Consider the following 19,494-nt stretch of genomic DNA (forward strand, 5'->3'; position numbering starts at 1 on the left):
GCGCGGTCCCCCACACCGCTGGGAGGCGGCACGTGAAGAAACGAACGGCCCGACAGAGATTCACCGCACTCTCCACCGCCGCCCTGGCGGCCTGCCTCGGCGCCGGCCTGCTCGCCGGCCCCGCGTGGGCCGCCGAACCCCGGCCCGCCGCCCCGTCCACCGCGAGCGCGACCGCCGCCGCGCAGGCGACGGCCGGCGACCGGACCGCCCCCGAGCCCGGCGGCCCCGCCGCCGAGGCCGCCACCGCGCCCGCGCAGGACCCGGCCCACCTGGGCGGCGCCGCCCTCAGCCCCGCCGACCGGGCCCCGCTCAGCGCCTCCGAGGACGCCCTGCGGCGCGACTACGACGACCCGCGCGCCGCCCGCCCGAGCCACCCGGCGCCCTCCATGCGGGCCGAGGCCCGTACCACCGCGAAGGCCGCCGCCTGCTCCGTGGCCGACTTCACCAGCCGCACCGGCAGCGCCCTCGTCCAGCAGATCAAGGCGTCCCCGACCGACTGCGTCAACACCCTGTTCTCCGTCAAGGGCAACGACGGCTACCTCGCCTTCCGCGAGGCGCAGATGGTCACCGTCGCCAACGCCCTGCGCGACGGATCGGCCGCCTACCCCGGCGACGGCAGCACCGGCATGCCGCAGCTGGTGCTCTATCTGCGCGCCGGGTACTACGTGCAGTACTACGATCCCGGCACCGTCGGCGACTACGGCACCGCCCTGCGCACCGCCATCCAGGGCGGACTGGACGCCTTCTTCGCCTCGGCGCACTCCCGTGACGTCACCGACGCCAACGGCGAGACCCTGGGCGAGGCCGTCATCCTCATCGACAGCGCCGAGCAGAACGCCCGCTACCTGTCCGTCCTCAAGCGGCTGCTGGCCGACTACGACTCCTCGTACGACGGCTCCTGGTACATGCTCAACGCGGTCAACAACGTCTACACCGTCACCTTCCGGGGCCACCAGCTGCCCGCGTTCGTCAGCGCCGTCGAGGCCGACCCCAGCCTGCTCGACGCCCTCGCCGGCTTCGCCCGCGACCATCTCGGCCTGCTGGGCACCGACCGGTCCTACCTCGCCTCCAACGCCGGCCGCGAACTCGCCCGCTTCCTCCAGGAGGACTCCCTGCGGCCCAAGGCGAAGCCACTGGTCATCGACCTTCTCGGCCGCAGCTCCCTGACCGGGCCGACCGCGCCGCTGTGGGTGGGCCTCGCCGAGATGGCCGACTACTACGACAGCGCGAACTGCTCCGCGTACGGCACCTGCGATCTCGCCGCCCGCCTCAAGAGCGCCGCGCTGCCCGTCTCGTACACCTGCAGCGACAGCATCCGCATCCTCGCCCAGCAGATGTCCTCCGCCGACCTGACGAAGGCGTGCACCAGCCTGCGCGGCCAGGACGCCTACTTCCACCAGGTGGCCAGGGACAGCGGGCCCGTCGCCGGGGACCGCAACACCACCATCGAGGTGATCGTCTTCGACTCCAGCACCGACTACCAGACCTACGCCGGAGCCATCTACGGCATCGACACCAACAACGGCGGCATGTACCTGGAGGGCGACCCGGCGGCGGCCGGAAACCAGCCGAGGTTCATCGCGTACGAGGCCGAGTGGGTCCGGCCCGACTTCCAGATATGGAACCTCAACCACGAGTACACCCACTACCTCGACGGCCGGTTCGACATGGCGGGCGACTTCGCCGCCGGGGTCAGCACCCCGACCGTCTGGTGGATCGAGGGCTTCGCGGAGTACGTCTCCTACTCGTACCGCGACGTCGTCTACGACGACGCCCTCAGCCAGGCCGCCGCGCGCACCTACCCGCTGCGCACCCTGTTCGACACCACCTACGAGAACGCCGACCAGACCCGCGTCTACAACTGGGGCTACCTGGCCGTCCGTTACATGCTCCAGTCGCACCGTGCCGATGTGGACAAGCTCCTCGGCCTGTACCGCGCCGGTGACTGGAACGGCGCCCGCACCCTGCTCACCACCACCATCGGCAACCGCTACGACGCCGACTGGAACACCTGGCTGACCGCCTGCGCCTCCGGCACCTGCGGCACCACGACCAACCCGCCGACCGAGCCCACCACCCCGTGCACCGGCACCGACGTCCGCGAACTGGGCCAGGACTGCGCCCGCGACGGGCAGCACGCCACCCGGGGCGACTACTCCTACTTGTACCTCTACATACCCGAGGGCACCGAGCGGCTGACCGTCACCACCAGCGGCGGCACCGGCGACGCCGACCTCTACTACAGCGCCAACGGCTGGGCGACCACCGGCTCGTACACCGCCAGGGCCACCGGCGACGGCAACGCGCACACCCTCACCATCGACCGCCCGGCCGCCGGGGCACACTTCATCAGCCTGTACGCCGTGCGGGACTTCGGGCAGGTGAGCGTCGCGACGAGCTACTGACCCCGGACCTCGGAGCAGCCTCAGTCCGTCCGACCCCACCCGGTCCCGGATGATCTCCACCAACCGGTCGAAGAGGGTCGGACCCCGCCCCGCGGCCGCCCGCGCACACTCCTCGCGCAGGCGGCCGCGGTTGCTCTCATGGGCGCGGGCGGCCAGCCGCTCCAGGTAGCGCGCGGTCTCCGCATGTCCCAGCGCCCGCGCCGAGCGCGCGTGATCGCGCCACTCGAAGACGAAGTCGCCGTCGTCCGGCGTGCCCATGCCGCCGGACAGGCAGTCCGCGAAGGCGTCGAGATTCCGGCCGAAGTACCCGCCGGGCCCGTTCACCGCCTCGCCGACCGCGGTCCAGAAGCTGTCCGCGCCGGTGACCCCGGAGCCCTCGATCACCGGGCAATTCCGCCTAAGTCCTGGTATATGGTTCGGGGAGAAAGCTGCCGCCTCGATCCGGTAGGCTGCGTTTGGTACGTGCTGACAATCAAGTGCGTACTCTGTGCTGATCGAGAACCAAGACAGCACATGCATCTCTAGGTTCTGCTTTACGAACCCGGGCTGGTCTCAACCCGGCTGGTGCTGATCGTGTAAGACCTGTTGGATCGCTGATCCACGGGCAATGTGAGCCAGGAATCCCTCTGCCTCGGCTGGGGGAGGATGTCAAATAGGTCACGGTCATGGGATGAGCGTGTTCGGGCTGGTCCGCGTCACAGGTGGATGCCTGTGACGCGGTCGGCAGCCGCACCCCGCACTCGCTCCTGATCCACCGGATGGGTTGTGGGCCGAATGTCTTGGGGAGGTCGGTGGTTCAGCGGCCCGTATCACGCTGGTGTACGAAATCCGGACGTCGGAGGGCGACGGTAATACGGCACTCGAACCGGAACCCGTAGTTCGCTCAGGGGCTGACCGAGCGCCAGATGTGCTCCGGAACCGTGCGCGCCGCCTCCTCGATGTCGATGTCCCCGAGGGCGAGCCAGCGGCGCGCGATGCCCGTCACCGGCCCCAGGATCAGCGACTCCAGCACGGGCAGCGGCAGCGCGACCAGCTCGCCCGACTCCCGGTGGGCGTGCAGCCAGGCGGCGAGCGGGGCGATCCGGGCCTCCTGCGCGCCCCGGATCTGCCGTGCGTCCGTGACCAGTTCGCGGTCGGCGGTCACCGAGTGCATGAGCCGGGAGGCGTCCGGATGCTCCTGGACGAAGCGCAGGTACGCCTCCGTCACCGCGTGGACTCCGGCGCGCGCTCCCGTCACCCGGCCGAGCTCCCCGGCCAGTTCCTCCAGGAGCCGGCCGAGCCAGGACTGCGCGAGAGCGAGCACCACTCCGTGCAGGCTGCCGAAGTGGTGGTAGACGCTGCCGGTGCTCACCCCGCTCGCCGAGGTGATCGCGGCGAGCGTCAGCCCCGCCTCACCCCGTGACGCGTACAGCTCCAGGGCGCTGTCGAGGACCTGCGCGGCCGTGGCGGCGCCCCGCTGCTGCTTCGGACTCATCCACGCACCCCCCACTTCCGGAATCGGGCACTCCCCATGATGCCGTCCGGGACAGCGTAGAAGAAGATTCCAGAATTCTTTCCGGAAGTTGTTCCAATCGGTTCCGCCTTTGCTTCACACTGAACGTTCGCCGCGCCAAGTCGCGGCCGTACATGGGGATTCAGGCAGGGGGCGCGGTCCCAAGGAGGACCGCCGTCCGGGACACACGGGGAGCGCTCGGACATGACCGGCGTGCACAACGACGACCACGCTGACGACGAGGACTACCTCGACGGGGGCATCAAGCCGCTCACGCCGAGCGATCCGGCGCGCATCGGGCCCTATCTGCTGCTGGGCCGGCTCGGCGCGGGCGGCATGGGCCGGGTCTACCTCGCGCGGGCCGACGGCGGCCGCACGGTCGCGGTCAAGGTGGTGCACGCGGAGCACGTCGCGGACCCGCAGTTCCGGGCCCGCTTCCGCCGCGAGGTCGAGGCCGCACGGCGCGTCGGCGCACGCCACACCGCGCCCGTCCTGGACGCGGCGCCGGACGCCGAGTTCCCCTGGGTGGCCACCGGCTATGTGCCCGGCCTCTCCCTGGAGCAGGTCGTGCGCGGCCATGGCGCGCTGCCCGCCGAGGCCGTACAGGCCCTCGCCACCGGGCTGTTGCACGCGCTCAAGGACATCCACGCGGCGAAGATCGTGCACCGCGACCTCAAGCCCTCCAACGTGATGCTCACGATGGAGGGCCCCAAGGTCATCGACTTCGGCATCGCGCGCGCGGTCGGGACCACCGTCGAGTCCCTGCTCACCAGCACCGGCATGATGATCGGCTCGCCCGGCTTCATGGCCCCGGAGCAGGTGCGCGGGGAGAGCGCGGTCCCCAAGAGCGATGTGTTCACCCTCGGCTGTGTGCTGACGTACGCGGCGACCGGCACGCTCCCGTTCGGCCACGGCGCGAGCAACCAGCACGCGATCATGTACCGGATCGCCGAGGGCGAACCCGACCTGGGGCGGGTCCGGGACGAGGACCTCAAGGCCCTGATCGCCCGCCTGCTCACCAAGAGCATCGACGAGCGGCCCTCCGTGGACGAGCTGCTGGCCGAGCCGGGGCGCACGGCCGGGCCGGTGGCCGCCACCTGGCTGCCCGCCGCCGTGGTGAGCCATCTGGCCCGCCAGGGCGCGCAGTTGCTGGACGCGGAGGCGAAGCCGCTGCGGCAGGAGGGCGACCGCGCGACGATGCGCCTCGGCGCCCCGGAGGACGGGGCGGCGGCGCCCGGGGACGAGGCGGGGGCGAAGGGCGGGACCACGGCCGTGAAGCCGAAACGGGAGCGGCGCCGCTCCTGGCTGATCGCCGTCCCGCTGGTGGTCGTCGTCGGCGGAGGCGGCACGCTGGCCGTGCTCCAGCCCTTCGGCCGGGACGACGGGGCGCACGCGGCCCCGCCGGCCTTCTCGACACCGGCCTCCACACCCGCGTCGGAGCCCTCGGCGGCCGGCAGCGCGTCGCCCACCGGCACCCCGAGCCCCTCCGCGTCCAAGAGCGGGAAGAAGAAGGACGAGCCGGCGAAGGACGGGAAGGACGGGAAGGACGGCAAGGACGGGGAGCCGGGCGAGGACGGCCGGGACGGCGGCGACACGGGTGGCTCGTCCAGCACGAGCGGCGGCGGCGCGGGTGGCTCGTCCGGAGGCTCCTCGTCCTCGGGCGGCGGCGGTTCCTCCGGCGGGAGTTCGAGCGGCGGCTCCTCCACCTCCCGTGGCTCCTCCTCGGGCGGCTCCACGAGCACGTCCGGCGGCGGCGGATCGACCACCACGTCCGGCGGCTCCTCCTCCGGCGGCTCGGACAGCGGCAGCACGGTGCCGGGGGGCTTCGTCGGCACCTGGAAGTACGGTGAGATGTACAACACGGGCCAGCCGGAGAACATCGCCATCACCTCCGCCGGGGTCGTGCGCATCTCCGGCTTCGTCTACGCCACCTGTTCCTACGAGGCCAAGGTGACGTCGAAGTCCGGCAGCAACCGCATCAACGTCAGCGCCGCCCGGTCGGTGGGGGCGGCCAATCCCATGTGCGCCGACCTCAAGGCGTCCTACTTCGTCATCAGCGGCAGTGGCATCAACCACAACGTCGACGGCTTCGACTACTACTACAAACGAGCCTGAACGCCGCACGATTCACCCCGGTCCGCCCCTCCCCGCAAGCGTGACCGCGTGTAGGCGGGGCATGCATGGCGTGAGCACCTTTGCGACAGGGGGGGCGAATGACCGTGCAGTCGGGGGAGACGATGGAGCGTCACGAAGTGGCCCGGATGCTCCGCAGGGTGGACCGGGCCGACCTGGCAGCCGTGGGCGAAGTGCGCGGAGCCGTACGGGAGTTATTGCGTTACCGATGGAAGGACGAGCCGGTGCGGGTCGCGGAGCTGCTGCTCAGCGAGCTGGTGACCAACGCCCTGGTGCACACCGACGACGGCGCGGTCGTCGCGGTGAGCGTCGCGCCCCGCCGACTGCGCGTGGAGGTACGGGACTTCGTCCCCGGAATGCCGCCCGAGCCGCACGTACCGCCCGCCGACGACGGTACGCACGGCCGGGGGCTGATCCTGGTGGAGAGCCTGGCCGACTCCTGGGGGATCAGCCCCCGCTCGCTGGGCAAGGTGGTGTGGTTCGAACTGGACGGCGAACGGCCCTGACCGCCTGTGCGGGCGGTCAGGGCCGTTCGTACGCGACACCCGGTCCCGTGTGGTTCAGCCGGTCCGGCCGGTTCAGCCGAACTGCTGCTCCAGGTCCTTCAGCTTCTTCTCCAGGGAGTCGAGCCGGGGGATGGCCTGGGTGTCGTCCTCGGCCGTGAGGTCGATCGCCGCCGGTTCACTCGCGCCCGCCTCCGGGAGATCCGCCGAGTTCGAGTGGCCTGCGGCTTGCAGGGACGGCCGGGGCCGCAGGGGCAGTTGACCCGGCTCGGATATGGCGGGCTCCGCGACGGGCTGCGCCGAGCCCGCCGCCGGGGGCAGCGCCGCCACGTCCACCGGGGGGCCGCCCCGGCCGAGCCGTCCCCAGGCCCGGTTCTGCCGGTTCAGGGCCTTGATGTGCGCCCGGTCCAGCTTTTCCTGGTCCTTCCTGCGGAGACGGTTCTGCCTCTTCTCCCGGCGGTCCTCGCGTACCTCGTCGACCGCCTCGTCCAGGGTGCGTACGCCTTCCAGGAGCATCAGCGACCAGGCGCCGAAGGTCTCGCGGGGGGCGCGCAGCCAGCGCACGATCCGGATCTGCGGCAGCGGCCGGGGCACCAGACCCTGCTCGCGCAGGGCGGCCCGGCGGGTCTGCTTCAGCGCCCGGTCGAACAGCACGGCGGCCGAGAGGGACATCCCCGCGAAGAAGTGCGGGGCGCCCGCGTGGTCGACGCCGCGCGGCGCGTGCACCCAGTTGAACCAGGCGGCGGCACCCGCGAAGGTCCACACCAGCAGCCGCGAGCCCAGCGCCGCGTCCCCGTGGCTGGCCTCCCGCACGGCGAGGACCGAGCAGAACATCGCCGCCCCGTCCAGACCGAAGGGCACCAGGTACTCCCAGCCGCCGGAGAGGCCGAGGTTCTGCTCGCCGAAGCCGACGAGCCCGTGGAAGGAGAGCGCGGCGGCCACCGCGGCACAGCAGAACAGCAGCACGTACGAGGCGGTGGCGTACAGCGTTTCCTTGCGTCTGCGGCGCTCCTCGGCGCGCTCCCAGCTGTCGTCGGCCGTGGCTGTGTCAGAGGTGCGCTTGCCGCGCGCGACCACCGCCACCGCCGCCATGACCCCCACGAGCAGCACGGCGCCCGGAAGCAGCCAGTCAAGCGATATGTCGGTCAGTCTCATGCGCGGTCCCTTGCGTCACGTAGGGCGTTTCGGGCGCCATCGTGGCGGAGATTCCGGCAGGGCCAGACCGTTTCGGGGCAAGAGAACGCCAATGGGGTGTCCGGGACCGCCGATATCGGCAATCTGGTCGAACACACCTCAGCGGGGTACGCATGATGTTCGAATCCATGTCGCCCGCTCGGGCGGTGTGGATCAGGGAGCGGGCGTCAACTTGCGTACGCGGTCCGCGTCGCACGTACGCGGACAGGTCACACATGTGTCCTCGGGGCGCAGCGTGTAGAAGAGGCAGCAGCTCGCCCGGTCGCGGGTGGGCAGCACCTCCCCGCCGGGTCCGGTCAGCTCGCGGAAGCCCGCCGTGCCGACGTACGGCTTCGTGGTGCCCGGTAGCAGCGCCTCCAGCTCCGCCATCGCGCGCCGCTCCTCGCCCAGCAGATGGGCGATGTACCAGAGGCCCTCGACGATCTCGTCCGTCGCCATGCCCCACAGGGCCCGCTTCCCGCGCCGCATACGCGGCCGGAAGCCCTCCAGCACCGGGCCCAGATGGTCGGCCACCGCGTCCAGCACCTCGGCGCGCAGCGCCGCCTCGTCGGCCACCACCCGCGCCCCCGGCAGCGCGGCCGCCGGATCGCCGGGCAGACAGGCGAACTCCCGCACCCGCAGCGTCAGATGCCCGAGCGCCCGCTGGAACGAGACGTCCTCGACCGGGATGCGGGGCACCCGCCGGTGCAGGAACCACGGCACCGTCACCAGCAGGCAGGCCGGCCAGGCGTAGCGGTGCAGGCCGAAGCTGGCGATCACATCGGGCCGGGCCTCCTGCCCGTAGTCCCGCCGGACCTGGGCCTCGTCGAAGGCGAGGAAGGTGTCCAGGGCCTCGCCGCCCGCCGCCAGTTCGTGCGCGCCCACCCAGCCGGGCCCGCCGGGGGCGCTCTCGCCGTCCGCGAGGACCTCGGCGCGCACTCCCGGGAAGACCTCGGCCAGGCGCGCGTACGCGTCGGCCACGGGGGAGGCCGTCACCGCGGGAAGCAGGGCGGGCAGGGTCATGCGGGGACCACCGATTCACGATCGTCAGCAGGTAAGCCTTACCTTACCCTGCCGGAACGATGTTTGAACTGGAGGCTCCTGCGCCTATCGTGCACACAGGGCGCCCGACGCGCGAGCCGCGCCCGTGACCGGCCGAGGAGGTGCCCGTGGACCAGGGCAGAGCGCGCGAGGAGGCGCGGCCCCGCCACGGGGTGCCGGAGGCCGTCCCCCGCTCGTCCGTACGGGTGCCGGAGCAGGCCCGCGGCGAGCACACCCACGGCGAACCCGACGCCCCCGCCCCGCGCGACCGGGTGCGCAGGCATTCCGTGCGCGGCCAGATCCTGGACGCCCTGCGCGCCGCCCTGGTCGGTGGCGAGCTGGTCCCCGGCCAGGTGTACTCGGCGCCCGCCCTGGGCGCCCGCTTCGGCGTGTCGGCCACCCCCGTGCGCGAGGCGATGCAGCAGCTCGCCGTCGAGGGGGCCGTGGAGGTCGTGCCGAACCGGGGCTTCCGGGTCGCCGAGCGCGGACCGGGCGAGCTGGCCGAGCTGGCCGAGGTCCGGGCCCTGATCGAGGTCCCCGTGATGCTGCGGCTCGCCCGCACCGTGCCGCCCGCCCGCTGGTGCGCACTGCGCCCGCTGGCCGACGCCACGGTGGCCGCGGCGGCGGTCGGCGACCGGGCGAGCTACGCGGAGGCGGACCGGGCGTTCCACGGCGCGGTGCTCGCGCTGGCCGGCAACCACAGCCTGGTGCGGGTCGCGGACGACCTGCACCGCCGCTCCCAGTGGCCGCTCGTGGACAACCCGGTCACCCGGCGCGCCGACCTGCTGGCCGACGCATCCGAGCACACCGCGCTGCTCGACGCCCTGATCGCCCAGGACGTGGCCGTCGTCCAGACCCTCGTACGCGAACACTTCGCGGGCGCGGGCGCGGACGGCTGACGGCGTACGCGGCCGGCCGGGCGCCGGGCGCTCCGAGGGGTCCCGCGCCGGCTCAGTTGGCCTCGATCGTCTCCGGCGGGGGCGGGTCCAGATGCGGGCCCAGCCAGGTCGGGACCCCGCCGAGCAGCCGGAAGAGCCGGCCCGCCTCGGCCCGCAGCCGGCCGGCCTCCTCGGGCTCGCTCTCGGCGTCGGCCAGCGCGATGAGCGCCGGGGCCGTACCGACCAGGTAGCCCAGCTCCTCCCTTATCCGCAGGCACTCCGCGAACCCGTGCCGGGCCTCCGCGAGTTCGCCCTCGCGCAGCGCGATCAGCGCGAGCTGGCGCCAGGTGGAGGAGAGCAGCAGCGCGTCGTTCTGCTCGGTGGCGCCCGCGTGCGCCCGGCGGTAGGCGGCCCGCGCGGCCTGCGGGGAGTCCGAGATGTTCTGCGCGATCAGCCCCCGCCGGTAGTCCAGCAGCGGCCGGCCCTGCGCGGTGGGGGAGAGCAGCGCGGCCGCCCGGCCCAGGGCGACCCGCGCCTCGTCGGCCCGGTCCCGGACCCCGAGCAGCGTCGAGGCGTACGCGAAATGGCCCCGCTCGCAGGCGGCGGCGCCGCGCTCCTCGTCGTCGTGGGCCATCGCCTCGGCCGTGCGCAGGGCGTCCTCGGCGTCCGTCCAGCCCTGCCCGGTGTACAGGCACCGCTCGGTCAGCAGGGCGGTGCGCTGGAGCGCGGCGGCCGGGTCGGTGGCGGCGTCGTGTTCGAGCAGCGCCGCGGCGTCCGTCCAGCAGCCGCGTGAGCGCAGCCGCCATACCGCGGTCTGGAGCGGAGGATCGTCATCTGCTGTCGTTCCGGAACCAGACATGGCGGTATGCGCCACATTGCCCTCCCCGAGCGCGCCTTCGAGCTGTGGTGAGCGTCCGGGTACGGCCGGACACCCGTGGGTATGACCCGCATCACAGCACGGAATGGCACGCCGGGCCAAGAGGCCGGGGCAATGTCAGGTGAAAGTTTTCACAATCGGTGGCGGAAGCGGAACCCCTTGCGGGGCCCGGTGGTTCAGCTCATACGCAGGGCGAGGAAGAAGTCGAGCTTGTCCTCCAGGCGGGCCAGGTCACGCCCCGTCAACTGCTCGATTCGCCCGACCCGGTAGCGCAGCGTGTTGACGTGGAGGTGCAGCCGGGCCGCGCAGCGGGTCCAGGAACCGTCGCAGTCAAGGAACGCCTCCAGGGTCGGGATCAGCTCCGCGCGGTGGCGCCGGTCGTACTCGCGCAGCGGGTCCAGCAGCCGTGCCGTGAACGCCCTGCGCACGTCGTCGGGGACGAACGGCAGCAGCAGCACGTGCGAGGCCAGCTCGTCGTGACCGGCCGCGCAGACCCGCCCCGGCCGGGCCGCCGCCACCCGCCGGGCGTGCCGCGCCTCCTCCAGCGCGCCGCGCAGCCCCTCGGCGGAATGCACCGAGGCGCTGACACCCAGTGTCAGCCGGCCGTCGTCGGCGAGACCGGCGGACAGCGGGGCGCGCACGGCGGCCAGCAGCGCGTCCGCGTGCAGGCCGGCCCCGTCCTCCCGGCGCCCGTCCGCCGCGCCGTCCCGGACGGCCTCCGCGTCCGCCGCCGCGCCCCGGTCCCGGTCGGCGGGCAGCGGCACCAGCGCGATGGCCTCCTCACCCGTGTGGGCGACGGCGATCCGGTCCGCCGAGTCGGGTCCGGTCACGGCCGGGTCGACGAGAATCTCCTCCAGGAGTGCCTGGGCGACCGGGCCGCCCGCGACCGGGGAGCCGGCCGCCCCGTCCCCGTCCCACTCGACCCGGGCCACCACCACCTGCCAGTGCGGCGCCGCCCCCAGGCCGGGGAGCAGGACCGGGGTGGCCACGCGCAGCCGGGCGGCGATCTCGGCGGGCGCGGCGCCCGCCTGGACCAGCTCCAGGACCTCCTGGGCGAGCCGGCGGCGCACCGTGCGGGCCGCGTCGCGCCGGTCGCGTTCGACCGCGATCAGCTGGGTGACGCCCTGGAGGAGGTCCAGCCGCGCGGGCGGCCAGTCGCCCGCGTCGGCCTCCACGGCCAGCAGCCAGTCCGAGAGCACCGACTCGCGCACATCACGGGCGGAGGGCGCGGCTCCGGCCCGGCCGTTGTTCCGGATCGGGAACAGCGAATACGTCGTACCGCCGAGGGCGGCCCGGTGCGGCGCGGGGCGGCCGGAACGGACGGCGGCCAGATGCAGACCGGCCAGCTCGGCCCCGGCGGCGGCCGGCAGCGGGGCGCCCGCGCCCGCGATCTGCCGGCCAGTGGGGGAGAGGACCCAGGCGTGCAGGTCCAGGTCGGAGCCGAGCAGGTCGAGGACGACCTCCGGGCCGCCGCCCGCCGGGCCCGAGGTCATCAGCCTGCGGTGCCGGTCCACCACGGCCGCCAGATCGCCCGCCCGCTCACCGGACACCTGACGCACCACGTACTCGGTGATCGTTGCGAACGCGACCGTCTCGTGGACCGCGAACAGCGGCAGCCGGTGCTGCCGGCACGCCGCCACGAGATCGTCCGGGATGTCGCCCAGCTCCGCCTCGCCCGCCGCGAGACCGGCCACCCCGGCGGCCGACAGGATGCGCACGAACGGCTCCGAGTCCGCCGCGTCGCGGCGCCAGGCCAGACCGGTCAGGACCAGCTCGCCGCCCGTGAGGTAGCGGCTCGGGTCGCGCAGGTCGGTGGTCATCACGCCCCGGACCGACCGGTCCAGCTCCTCGTCGCCGCCGAGCAGCCGCAGGCCCAGCGCGTCGTTCTCCAGCAGTGCGCGCAGGCGCATCTCGTCGCCGCCGATCTCTTTCGTTGGTACGGGTGAAGTCTGGGTGTTGCGGTGAGGCCCGTGAGCCCCGTCATTCGTTCGAATCTACAAGACATGAGCGGAGACCAGCCAACTCCTTCATGGGTTCGGTGACTGCACCAGGTGGAGCAGGGCTTGTGTACTGGGCCACACACCGCGTGAACAAGACATGAACAGAGTCAGGGCCGGCCGTCACCCAGCCCAGCGTGAGAACCCGATCGAGAAGAGAGCCACCATGGACTTCCTTCGCCCCGCAAGCTGGGAGGAGGCGCTCGCCGCCAAGGCCGAGCACCCGACGGCTGTGCCCATCGCCGGGGGCACCGATGTGATGGTCGAGATCAACTTCGACCACCGGCGCCCCGAGTACCTGCTCGACCTGAACCGCGTCGGCGAGCTGGCCGAGTGGGAGGTCGGGCAGGACACCGTACGGCTCGGCGCCTCGGTCCCGTACAGCCACATCATGGAACACCTGCGCGCCGAACTGCCCGGCCTCGCGCTCGCCTCGCACACCGTCGCATCCCCGCAGATCCGCAACCGGGGCGGCGTCGGCGGCAACCTGGGCACCGCGTCCCCGGCCGGCGACGCCCACCCCGCCCTGCTCGCCGCGGGCGCCGAGGTGGAGGCCGCGTCCGTACGCGGCACCCGCATGATCCCCATCGACGCCTTCTACACCGGCGTCAAGCGCAACGCGCTCGAACCCGACGAGCTGATCCGGGCCGTGCACATCAGGAAGGCCGACGGACCCCAGCAGTACTCCAAGGTCGGCACCCGCAACGCGATGGTCATCGCCGTCTGCGCCTTCGGCCTGGCCCTGCACCCCGAGACCCGCACCGTCCGCACCGGCATCGGATCGGCCGCCCCGACGCCCGTACGGGCGAAGGCGGCCGAGGAATTCCTGAACGCCGCGCTGGAGGAGGGCGGCTTCTGGGACAGCCGCACGATCATCACCCCGTCCGTCGCCCAGCGGTTCGCCACCCTCGCCGCCGGCGCCTGCAACCCCATCGACGACGTCCGCGGCACCGCGAGCTACCGCCGCCACGCGGTCGGGATCATGGCCCGGCGCACCCTCGGCTGGGCCTGGGAGTCATACCGCGGCCACGGCCGCAGCACCGAAGGAGCCGCCTGATCATGCGCGTCGATTTCACCGTCAACGGCCGCCGCCACGAGGCCGACGACGTCTGGGAGGGCGAGTCGCTCCTCTACGTCCTGCGCGAGCGCATGGGCCTGCCCGGCTCCAAGAACGCCTGCGAACAGGGCGAGTGCGGCTCCTGCACCGTCCGCCTCGACGGCGTGCCCGTCTGCTCCTGCCTGGTCGCCGCCGGACAGGTCGAGGGCCGCGACGTCGTCACCGTCGAAGGGCTCGCCGACTTCGCCGCCCACCGCGCCGAGGCCCACCCCGGCACCGGCTGCGCCTCCGGCGCCTGCGGCACCCCGCTCGACCGGGCCCGCCGTTGGCAGGCCGCCCCCGCCACCGGCGAGGAGACCCGCGACACCGGGGAACTGGCCCCCATCCAGCAGGCGTTCATCGACGCCGGAGCCGTCCAGTGCGGCTTCTGCACCCCCGGCCTGCTGGTCGCGGCCGACGAACTCCTGGAACGCACCCCGCAGCCGTACGACGCGGACATCCGCGAGGCGCTCTCCGGCAACCTCTGCCGCTGCACCGGCTACGAGAAGATCCTCGACGCGGTCCGCCTCGCGGCCGCCCGCGCGGAAGAGACGGTGCAGTGATGGGCGTCACCGGTTCCCCCACCAACATCCACCAGGGCACCCGCACCAAGGGCGGGATCGGCGAGTCCACGCTGCGCCCGGACGGCATCCTCAAGGTCACCGGCGAGTTCGCGTACTCCTCCGACATGTGGCACGAGGACATGCTCTGGGGTCACACCCTGCGCTCCACCGTCGCCCATGCCGAGATCGTCTCCATCGACACCTCCGAGGCGCTCGCCACCTCCGGCGTCTACGCGGTACTCACCTACGACGACCTGCCGGCCGCGGTGAAGAACTACGGGCTGGAGATCCAGGACACCCCCGTCCTCGCCCACGGCCGGGTCCGCCACCACGGCGAACCCGTCGCGCTCGTCGCCGCCGACCACCCCGAGACCGCCCGCCGCGCCGCCGCCAAGATCCGCATCGACTACCGCGAACTCCCCGTCGTCACCGACGAGGCGTCCGCCACCGCCCCCGGCGCCCCCCTCATCCACGAGAACCGCACCGACCACCACATCGGCCACGTGCCCCACCCCAACATCGTGCACCGCCAGCCGATCATCCGCGGCGACGCGGAGGCCGCCGCGGCCCGCGCCGACGTGATCGTCACCGGCGACTACTACTTCGGCATGCAGGACCAGGCGTTCCTCGGCCCCGAGTCCGGCCTCGCCGTACCCGCCGAGGACGGCGGCGTGGACCTGTACGTGGCCACCCAGTGGCTCCACTCCGACCTGCGCCAGATCGCCCCCGTGCTCGGACTGCCCGAGGACAAGGTCCGCATGACCCTGTCCGGCGTCGGCGGCGCCTTCGGCGGACGCGAGGACCTGTCCATGCAGATCCACGCCTGCCTGCTCGCCCTGCGCACCGGCAAGCCCGTGAAGATCGTCTACAACCGCTTCGAATCCTTCTTCGGGCACGTCCACCGCCACCCCGCCCGGCTCCACTACGAGCACGGCGCCACCCGCGACGGCAAGCTCACCCACATGAAGTGCCGCATCGTCCTGGACGGCGGCGCCTACGCCTCCGCGTCCCCGGCCGTCGTCGGCAACGCCTCCTCGCTCTCCGTCGGCCCGTACGTCGTCGAGGACGTCGACATCGAGGCGCTCGCCCTCTACACCAACAACCCCCCGTGCGGCGCCATGCGCGGCTTCGGCGCCGTCCAGGCGTGCTTCGCCTACGAGGCGCAGATGGACAGACTCGCCGCCGCCCTCGACCTGGACCCCGTCGAGTTCCGGCAGCTCAACGCCATGGAACAGGGCAGCCTGCTGCCCACCGGACAGCAGGTCGACTCGCCCGCCCCGGTCACCGAACTGCTGCGCCGCGTCAAGGCCATGCCGATGCCGCCCGAGCGCCAGTGGGAGAGCGCCGGCGAGCACCCCGACGTACGGGCCCTGCCCGGCGGGCTGTCCAACACCACCCACGGCGAGGGCGTCGTACGCGGCGTCGGCTACGCGGTCGGCCTCAAGAACGTCGGCTTCTCCGAGGGCTTCGACGACTACTCCACCGCACGGGTGCGCATGGAGGTCATCGGCGGCGAACCCGTCGCCACCGTGCACACCGCCATGGCCGAAGTGGGACAGGGCGGCGTCACCGTGCACGCCCAGATCGCCCGTACCGAACTCGGTGTCGCCCAGGTCACCATCCACCCCGCCGACACCCGCGTCGGCTCCGCCGGATCGACCTCCGCGTCCCGCCAGACGTACGTCACCGGCGGCGCGGTCAAGAACTCCTGCGAGGCCGTCCGCGAACGGGTCCTGGAGATCGGCCGCCGCAAGTTCGGCACCTACCACCCCGCCTGGGCCACCGCCGAACTCCTGCTGGAGGGCGGCAAGGTCGTCACCGACGGCGGCGAGGTGCTCGCCGACCTCGCGGACGTGCTGGAGGACGAGGCGGTCGACATCGAGCTGGAGTGGCGCCACCGGCCCACCGAGCCCTTCGACCTGCGCACCGGCCAGGGCAACGGCCACGTCCAGTACTCGGTGGCCGCACACCGCGCGGTCGTCGAGGTCGACACCGAACTCGGCCTGGTCAAGGTCATCGAACTGGCCTGCGCCCAGGACGTCGGCAAGGCGCTCAACCCGCTCTCCGTCGTCGGCCAGATCCAGGGCGGCACCATCCAGGGGATGGGCATCGCCGTCATGGAGGAGATCATCGTCGACCCGGTGACCGCGAAGGTGCGCAACCCCTCCTTCACGGACTACCTCCTCCCCACCATCCTCGACACGCCGACCATCCCCGTCGATGTGCTCGAACTCGCCGACGACCACGCCCCGTACGGGCTGCGCGGCATCGGCGAGGCCCCGACCCTGTCGTCCACCCCGGCCGTCCTCGCGGCGATCCGGAACGCGACGGGTCTGGAGCTCGACCGGACGCCGGTACGCCCGGAGCACCTGACCGGTCTCTGATCCCGGCTCCGTCCCGACTCTCCGGGCGGTGCGCGCCACCGGCGAACGTCACACTTCCCGGCCCGCACCGCCCGGAGGCCCAGGGGCCCGCACCGCTCGCGGCCCCCACGCACGAACCAGCTCGTCCCGTTCCGTCCACCGGGTCGTGCCGCCCGCACAGTCATCCCAAATCCCGCATAGCGAATCTCTTCCGCGGGTGCCCCTGTGAACCTTGGGAGTCAGGCATCATGACCCAGCAGTCAGTGCAGCCGAAGACCGGCGCGGAGGACGCGGGCCCCGGCTCGCGCGTCCCCGCCGGAAGATCGTGGCTCGACCGGTACTTCCACATATCCGACCGCGGCTCGACCGTGGCCCGTGAGGTGCGCGGCGGCGTCACGACCTTCATGGCCATGGCGTACATCCTCCTGCTCAACCCGCTCATCCTCGGCGGCAAGGACGTCGACCAGAACGTGCTCAGCCAGCCGGCGCTCATCACCGCCACCGCGCTCGCGGCGGCGGCGACCACCCTGCTCATGGGGTTCGTCGGCAAGGTCCCGCTCGCGCTCGCCGCGGGCCTCAGCGTCTCCGGCGTCCTGGCCTCGCAGGTCGCCCCCGAAATGACCTGGCCGCAGGCCATGGGCATGTGCGTGATGTACGGGCTGGTGATCTGCCTCCTGGTGGTCACCGGACTGCGCGAGCTGATCATGAACGCGATCCCGCTCCCGCTGAAACACGGCATCACCATGGGCATCGGCCTGTTCATCGCCCTGATCGGGCTCTACAAGGCCGGATTCGTCGGCAAGGGCACCGCGACCCCGGTGACCCTCGGCCCGGCCGGTGAACTCGCCGGCTGGCCCGTCCTCGTCTTCTCCGTGACCCTGCTGCTCATCTTCATGCTCCAGGCCCGCAACATCCCCGGCGCGATCCTCATCGGCATCGTCGTCGGCACCGCGGTCGCCGTCGTCATCAACAAGGTGGCCGACGTCGACCCGAAGATCTGGAGCAGCGGCCCGCCCGAGCTGAACGGCTCGGCGGTCTCCTCGCCCGACTTCTCGCTCTTCGGCGAGGTCGACTTCGGCGGCTGGGGCGACGTCGGCGCCATGACCGTCGGCTTCATCGTCTTCACCCTGGTCCTCGCCGGATTCTTCGACGCGATGGCCACCATCATCGGCGTCGGCACGGAGGCCGGGCTCGCCGACGACAAGGGCCGGATGCCGGGCCTGTCCAAGGCGCTGTTCATCGACGGCGCCGGCGGCGCGATCGGCGGCGTGGCCGGCGGCTCCGGGCAGACGGTCTTCGTGGAGTCCGCGACCGGCGTCGGCGAGGGGGCCAGGACCGGCCTCGCCTCCGTCGTCACCGGCCTGTTCTTCGCCGCCTGCCTCTTCTTCACCCCGCTCACCGCGATCGTGCCCGCCGAGGTGGCCTCCGCCGCCCTCGTCGTCATCGGCGCCATGATGATGCAGAACGCCCGGCACGTGGACTGGAGCGACCGTTCCGTGGCCATCCCGGTGTTCCTCACGGTGGTCCTGATGCCGTTCACGTACACCATCACCACCGGTGTCGCGGCGGGCGTCATCTCCTACGTCGCCATCAAGGCCGCGCAGGGCCGGGGCCGCGAGGTCGGCGCCTTCATGTGGGGCCTGGCGGCGATCTTCGTCGTCTACTTCGCCCTGCACCCGATCGAGGGCTGGCTCGGCGTCAGCTGAGCCGCCCGCCCCACACCCGCCAAGGAGACCGAGATGCTGGACATCGCCGACGAACTCGACCGCTGGGCCGGGCAGGGACGCGATTTCGCCGTGGCCACCGTCGTCGCCGTCGGCGGCAGCGCGCCCCGGCAGCCGGGAGCCGCGCTGGCCGTGGACCGCGACGGCACGGCCATCGGCTCGGTCTCCGGCGGGTGTGTGGAGGGCGCGGTGTACGAGCTGTGCCAACAGGCCCTGGCGGACGGCGCCACCCGCGTCGAACGCTTCGGCTACAGCGACGAGGACGCCTTCGCGGTCGGCCTGACCTGCGGCGGAGTCATCGACATCCTGATCACCCCGGTCCGGGCCGACGACCCCGTCCGCCCGGTCCTCGCCGCCGCGCTCGCCACCGCGTCGGCGGGCGGCGCCGCGGCCCTCGCCCGCATCACCGACGGCCCCGCCGAACTCCTCGGCCGCGCCCTGCTGGTCCGCCCGGACGACGCGGACGGGGATGTGTACGGGGGCGGGCGGGGCGGTGCTTACGGGGCCGGGCGCGGCGGTGGGTACGAGGGCGGGTTCGGCGCCCACCCCGAGCTGGACCGCACCGCAGCCGCCGAGGCCCGCGCCATGCTCGACCAGGGCCGCACCGGCACCCTGACCATCGGCGCCGAGGGCTCGCGCTGCGGCCGGCCCCTCAAGCTGCTCGTGGAGTCCAGCGTGCCGCCGCCCCGGATGATCGTGTTCGGGGCCATCGACTTCGCGGCGGCCCTGGTCCGGGCCGGCACGTTCCTCGGCTACCACGTCACCGTGTGCGACGCGCGGCCCGTCTTCGCGACCGCGGCCCGCTTCCCGGAGGCCGACGAGCTGGTCGTCGAATGGCCGCACCGCTACCTCGCCGCCACCACCGTGGACGCCCGCACCGTCCTGTGCGTCCTCACGCACGACGCCAAGTTCGACGTCCCCCTCCTGGCGGCGGCGCTCAAGCTGCCCGTCGCGTACGTCGGCGCGATGGGCTCCCGCCGCACCCACCTCCAGCGCAACGAACGGCTGCGCGAGGCCGGGGTCACCGAGCTGGAACTGGCTCGCCTGCACTCGCCGATCGGGCTCGACCTCGGCGCCCGTACCCCCGAGGAGACGGCCCTGTCGATCGCCGCCGAGATCGTCGCCGTCCGGCGCGGCGGCAGCGGCGCCCCGCTGACCGGCGCCCACACCCCGATCCACCACCCCGGCGGCCGGCCGCCGGCCGGCCGCATCGGATCGGTGGCCTGACCCGGCCTCAACTCCCTTGCCA

Annotated in this window: 14 protein-coding genes and 1 pseudogene; 9 read left to right on the top strand and 6 right to left on the bottom strand. The window is 72.8% G+C overall.

The genetic code is table 11. The features are described from left to right. The first annotated feature begins 32 nt into the window (after nt 1-32). Nucleotides 33-2,405, top strand: a complete 2,373-nt coding sequence (locus DNK56_RS30095; protein ID WP_111338929.1) for a M9 family metallopeptidase — start codon at nt 33-35, stop codon at nt 2,403-2,405. A 12-nt stretch (nt 2,406-2,417) separates the two neighbouring features. Here DNK56_RS30095 and DNK56_RS30100 read toward each other — a convergent pair. Further along, nucleotides 2,418-2,789 (bottom strand): annotated as a pseudogene (locus tag DNK56_RS30100) (barstar family protein); the annotation flags it as partial. A gap of 499 nt (nt 2,790-3,288) precedes the next feature. After that, entirely contained in the window at nt 3,289-3,879 is a 591-nt protein-coding gene (locus DNK56_RS30105; RefSeq protein WP_111338930.1) for a TetR/AcrR family transcriptional regulator, read from the bottom strand. 222 nt (nt 3,880-4,101) lie between these two features. Here DNK56_RS30105 and DNK56_RS30110 point away from each other — a divergent pair, with 222 nt between their 5' ends. Beyond that, the gene (locus tag DNK56_RS30110; RefSeq protein WP_111338931.1) at nt 4,102-6,012 is read left to right on the top strand and encodes a serine/threonine-protein kinase; all 1,911 of its coding nucleotides are present in this window, start codon (nt 4,102-4,104) and stop codon (nt 6,010-6,012) included. 158 nt (nt 6,013-6,170) lie between these two features. After that, complete coding sequence (locus DNK56_RS30115) at nt 6,171-6,536, top strand: ATP-binding protein (RefSeq protein ID WP_111339674.1); 366 nt, start codon at nt 6,171-6,173, stop codon at nt 6,534-6,536. 72 nt (nt 6,537-6,608) lie between these two features. On the opposite strand, the gene DNK56_RS30120 is transcribed toward DNK56_RS30115, so the two are convergent. Beyond that, nucleotides 6,609-7,688 (bottom strand): DUF2637 domain-containing protein, encoded by a 1,080-nt coding sequence (locus DNK56_RS30120; protein ID WP_111338932.1) that lies wholly within the window; start codon nt 7,686-7,688, stop codon nt 6,609-6,611. A gap of 192 nt (nt 7,689-7,880) precedes the next feature. Further along, nucleotides 7,881-8,729 (bottom strand): (2Fe-2S)-binding protein, encoded by an 849-nt coding sequence (locus DNK56_RS30125; RefSeq protein WP_111338933.1) that lies wholly within the window; start codon nt 8,727-8,729, stop codon nt 7,881-7,883. A gap of 146 nt (nt 8,730-8,875) precedes the next feature. On the opposite strand from DNK56_RS30125, the gene DNK56_RS30130 reads away from it, so the two are divergent. Continuing rightward, a complete protein-coding gene (locus DNK56_RS30130; RefSeq protein ID WP_111338934.1) occupies nt 8,876-9,646 on the top strand; it encodes a GntR family transcriptional regulator in 771 nt (256 codons plus the stop codon). Nucleotides 9,647-9,698: 52 nt separating this feature from the next. On the opposite strand, the gene DNK56_RS30135 is transcribed toward DNK56_RS30130, so the two are convergent. Together DNK56_RS30135 and DNK56_RS30140 are read right to left on the bottom strand one after the other, a co-directional pair. Then, nucleotides 9,699-10,484, bottom strand: a complete 786-nt coding sequence (locus DNK56_RS30135; protein WP_111338935.1) for a hypothetical protein — start codon at nt 10,482-10,484, stop codon at nt 9,699-9,701. Between the two features lie 194 nt (nt 10,485-10,678). Then, entirely contained in the window at nt 10,679-12,412 is a 1,734-nt protein-coding gene (locus DNK56_RS30140) for a PucR family transcriptional regulator (RefSeq protein ID WP_111338936.1), read from the bottom strand. 253 nt (nt 12,413-12,665) lie between these two features. Between DNK56_RS30140 and DNK56_RS30145 the strand changes: the two genes are divergently transcribed. From DNK56_RS30145 to DNK56_RS30165, 5 genes are all read left to right on the top strand, one after another. Then, a complete protein-coding gene (locus DNK56_RS30145) occupies nt 12,666-13,556 on the top strand; it encodes an FAD binding domain-containing protein (protein ID WP_111338937.1) in 891 nt (296 codons plus the stop codon). Between the two features lie 2 nt (nt 13,557-13,558). After that, on the top strand, nt 13,559-14,158 hold the full coding sequence (locus DNK56_RS30150) for a (2Fe-2S)-binding protein (protein WP_111338938.1): 600 nt from the start codon (nt 13,559-13,561) through the stop codon (nt 14,156-14,158). Beyond that, the gene (locus DNK56_RS30155) at nt 14,158-16,542 is read left to right on the top strand and encodes a xanthine dehydrogenase family protein molybdopterin-binding subunit (protein ID WP_111338939.1); all 2,385 of its coding nucleotides are present in this window, start codon (nt 14,158-14,160) and stop codon (nt 16,540-16,542) included. The genes DNK56_RS30150 and DNK56_RS30155 overlap by 1 nt, the downstream gene beginning before the upstream one ends. Nucleotides 16,543-16,769: 227 nt before the next feature. Next, entirely contained in the window at nt 16,770-18,227 is a 1,458-nt protein-coding gene (locus tag DNK56_RS30160) for an NCS2 family permease (protein WP_111338940.1), read from the top strand. Nucleotides 18,228-18,260: 33 nt separating this feature from the next. After that, nucleotides 18,261-19,472, top strand: a complete 1,212-nt coding sequence (locus tag DNK56_RS30165) for an XdhC family protein (RefSeq protein ID WP_111338941.1) — start codon at nt 18,261-18,263, stop codon at nt 19,470-19,472. The last annotated feature ends 22 nt before the right edge of the window (nt 19,473-19,494 follow it).

This window comes from Streptomyces sp. AC1-42W (assembly GCF_003248355.1).
In the GTDB taxonomy this organism is placed as follows: Bacteria; Actinomycetota; Actinomycetes; order Streptomycetales; family Streptomycetaceae; genus Streptomyces.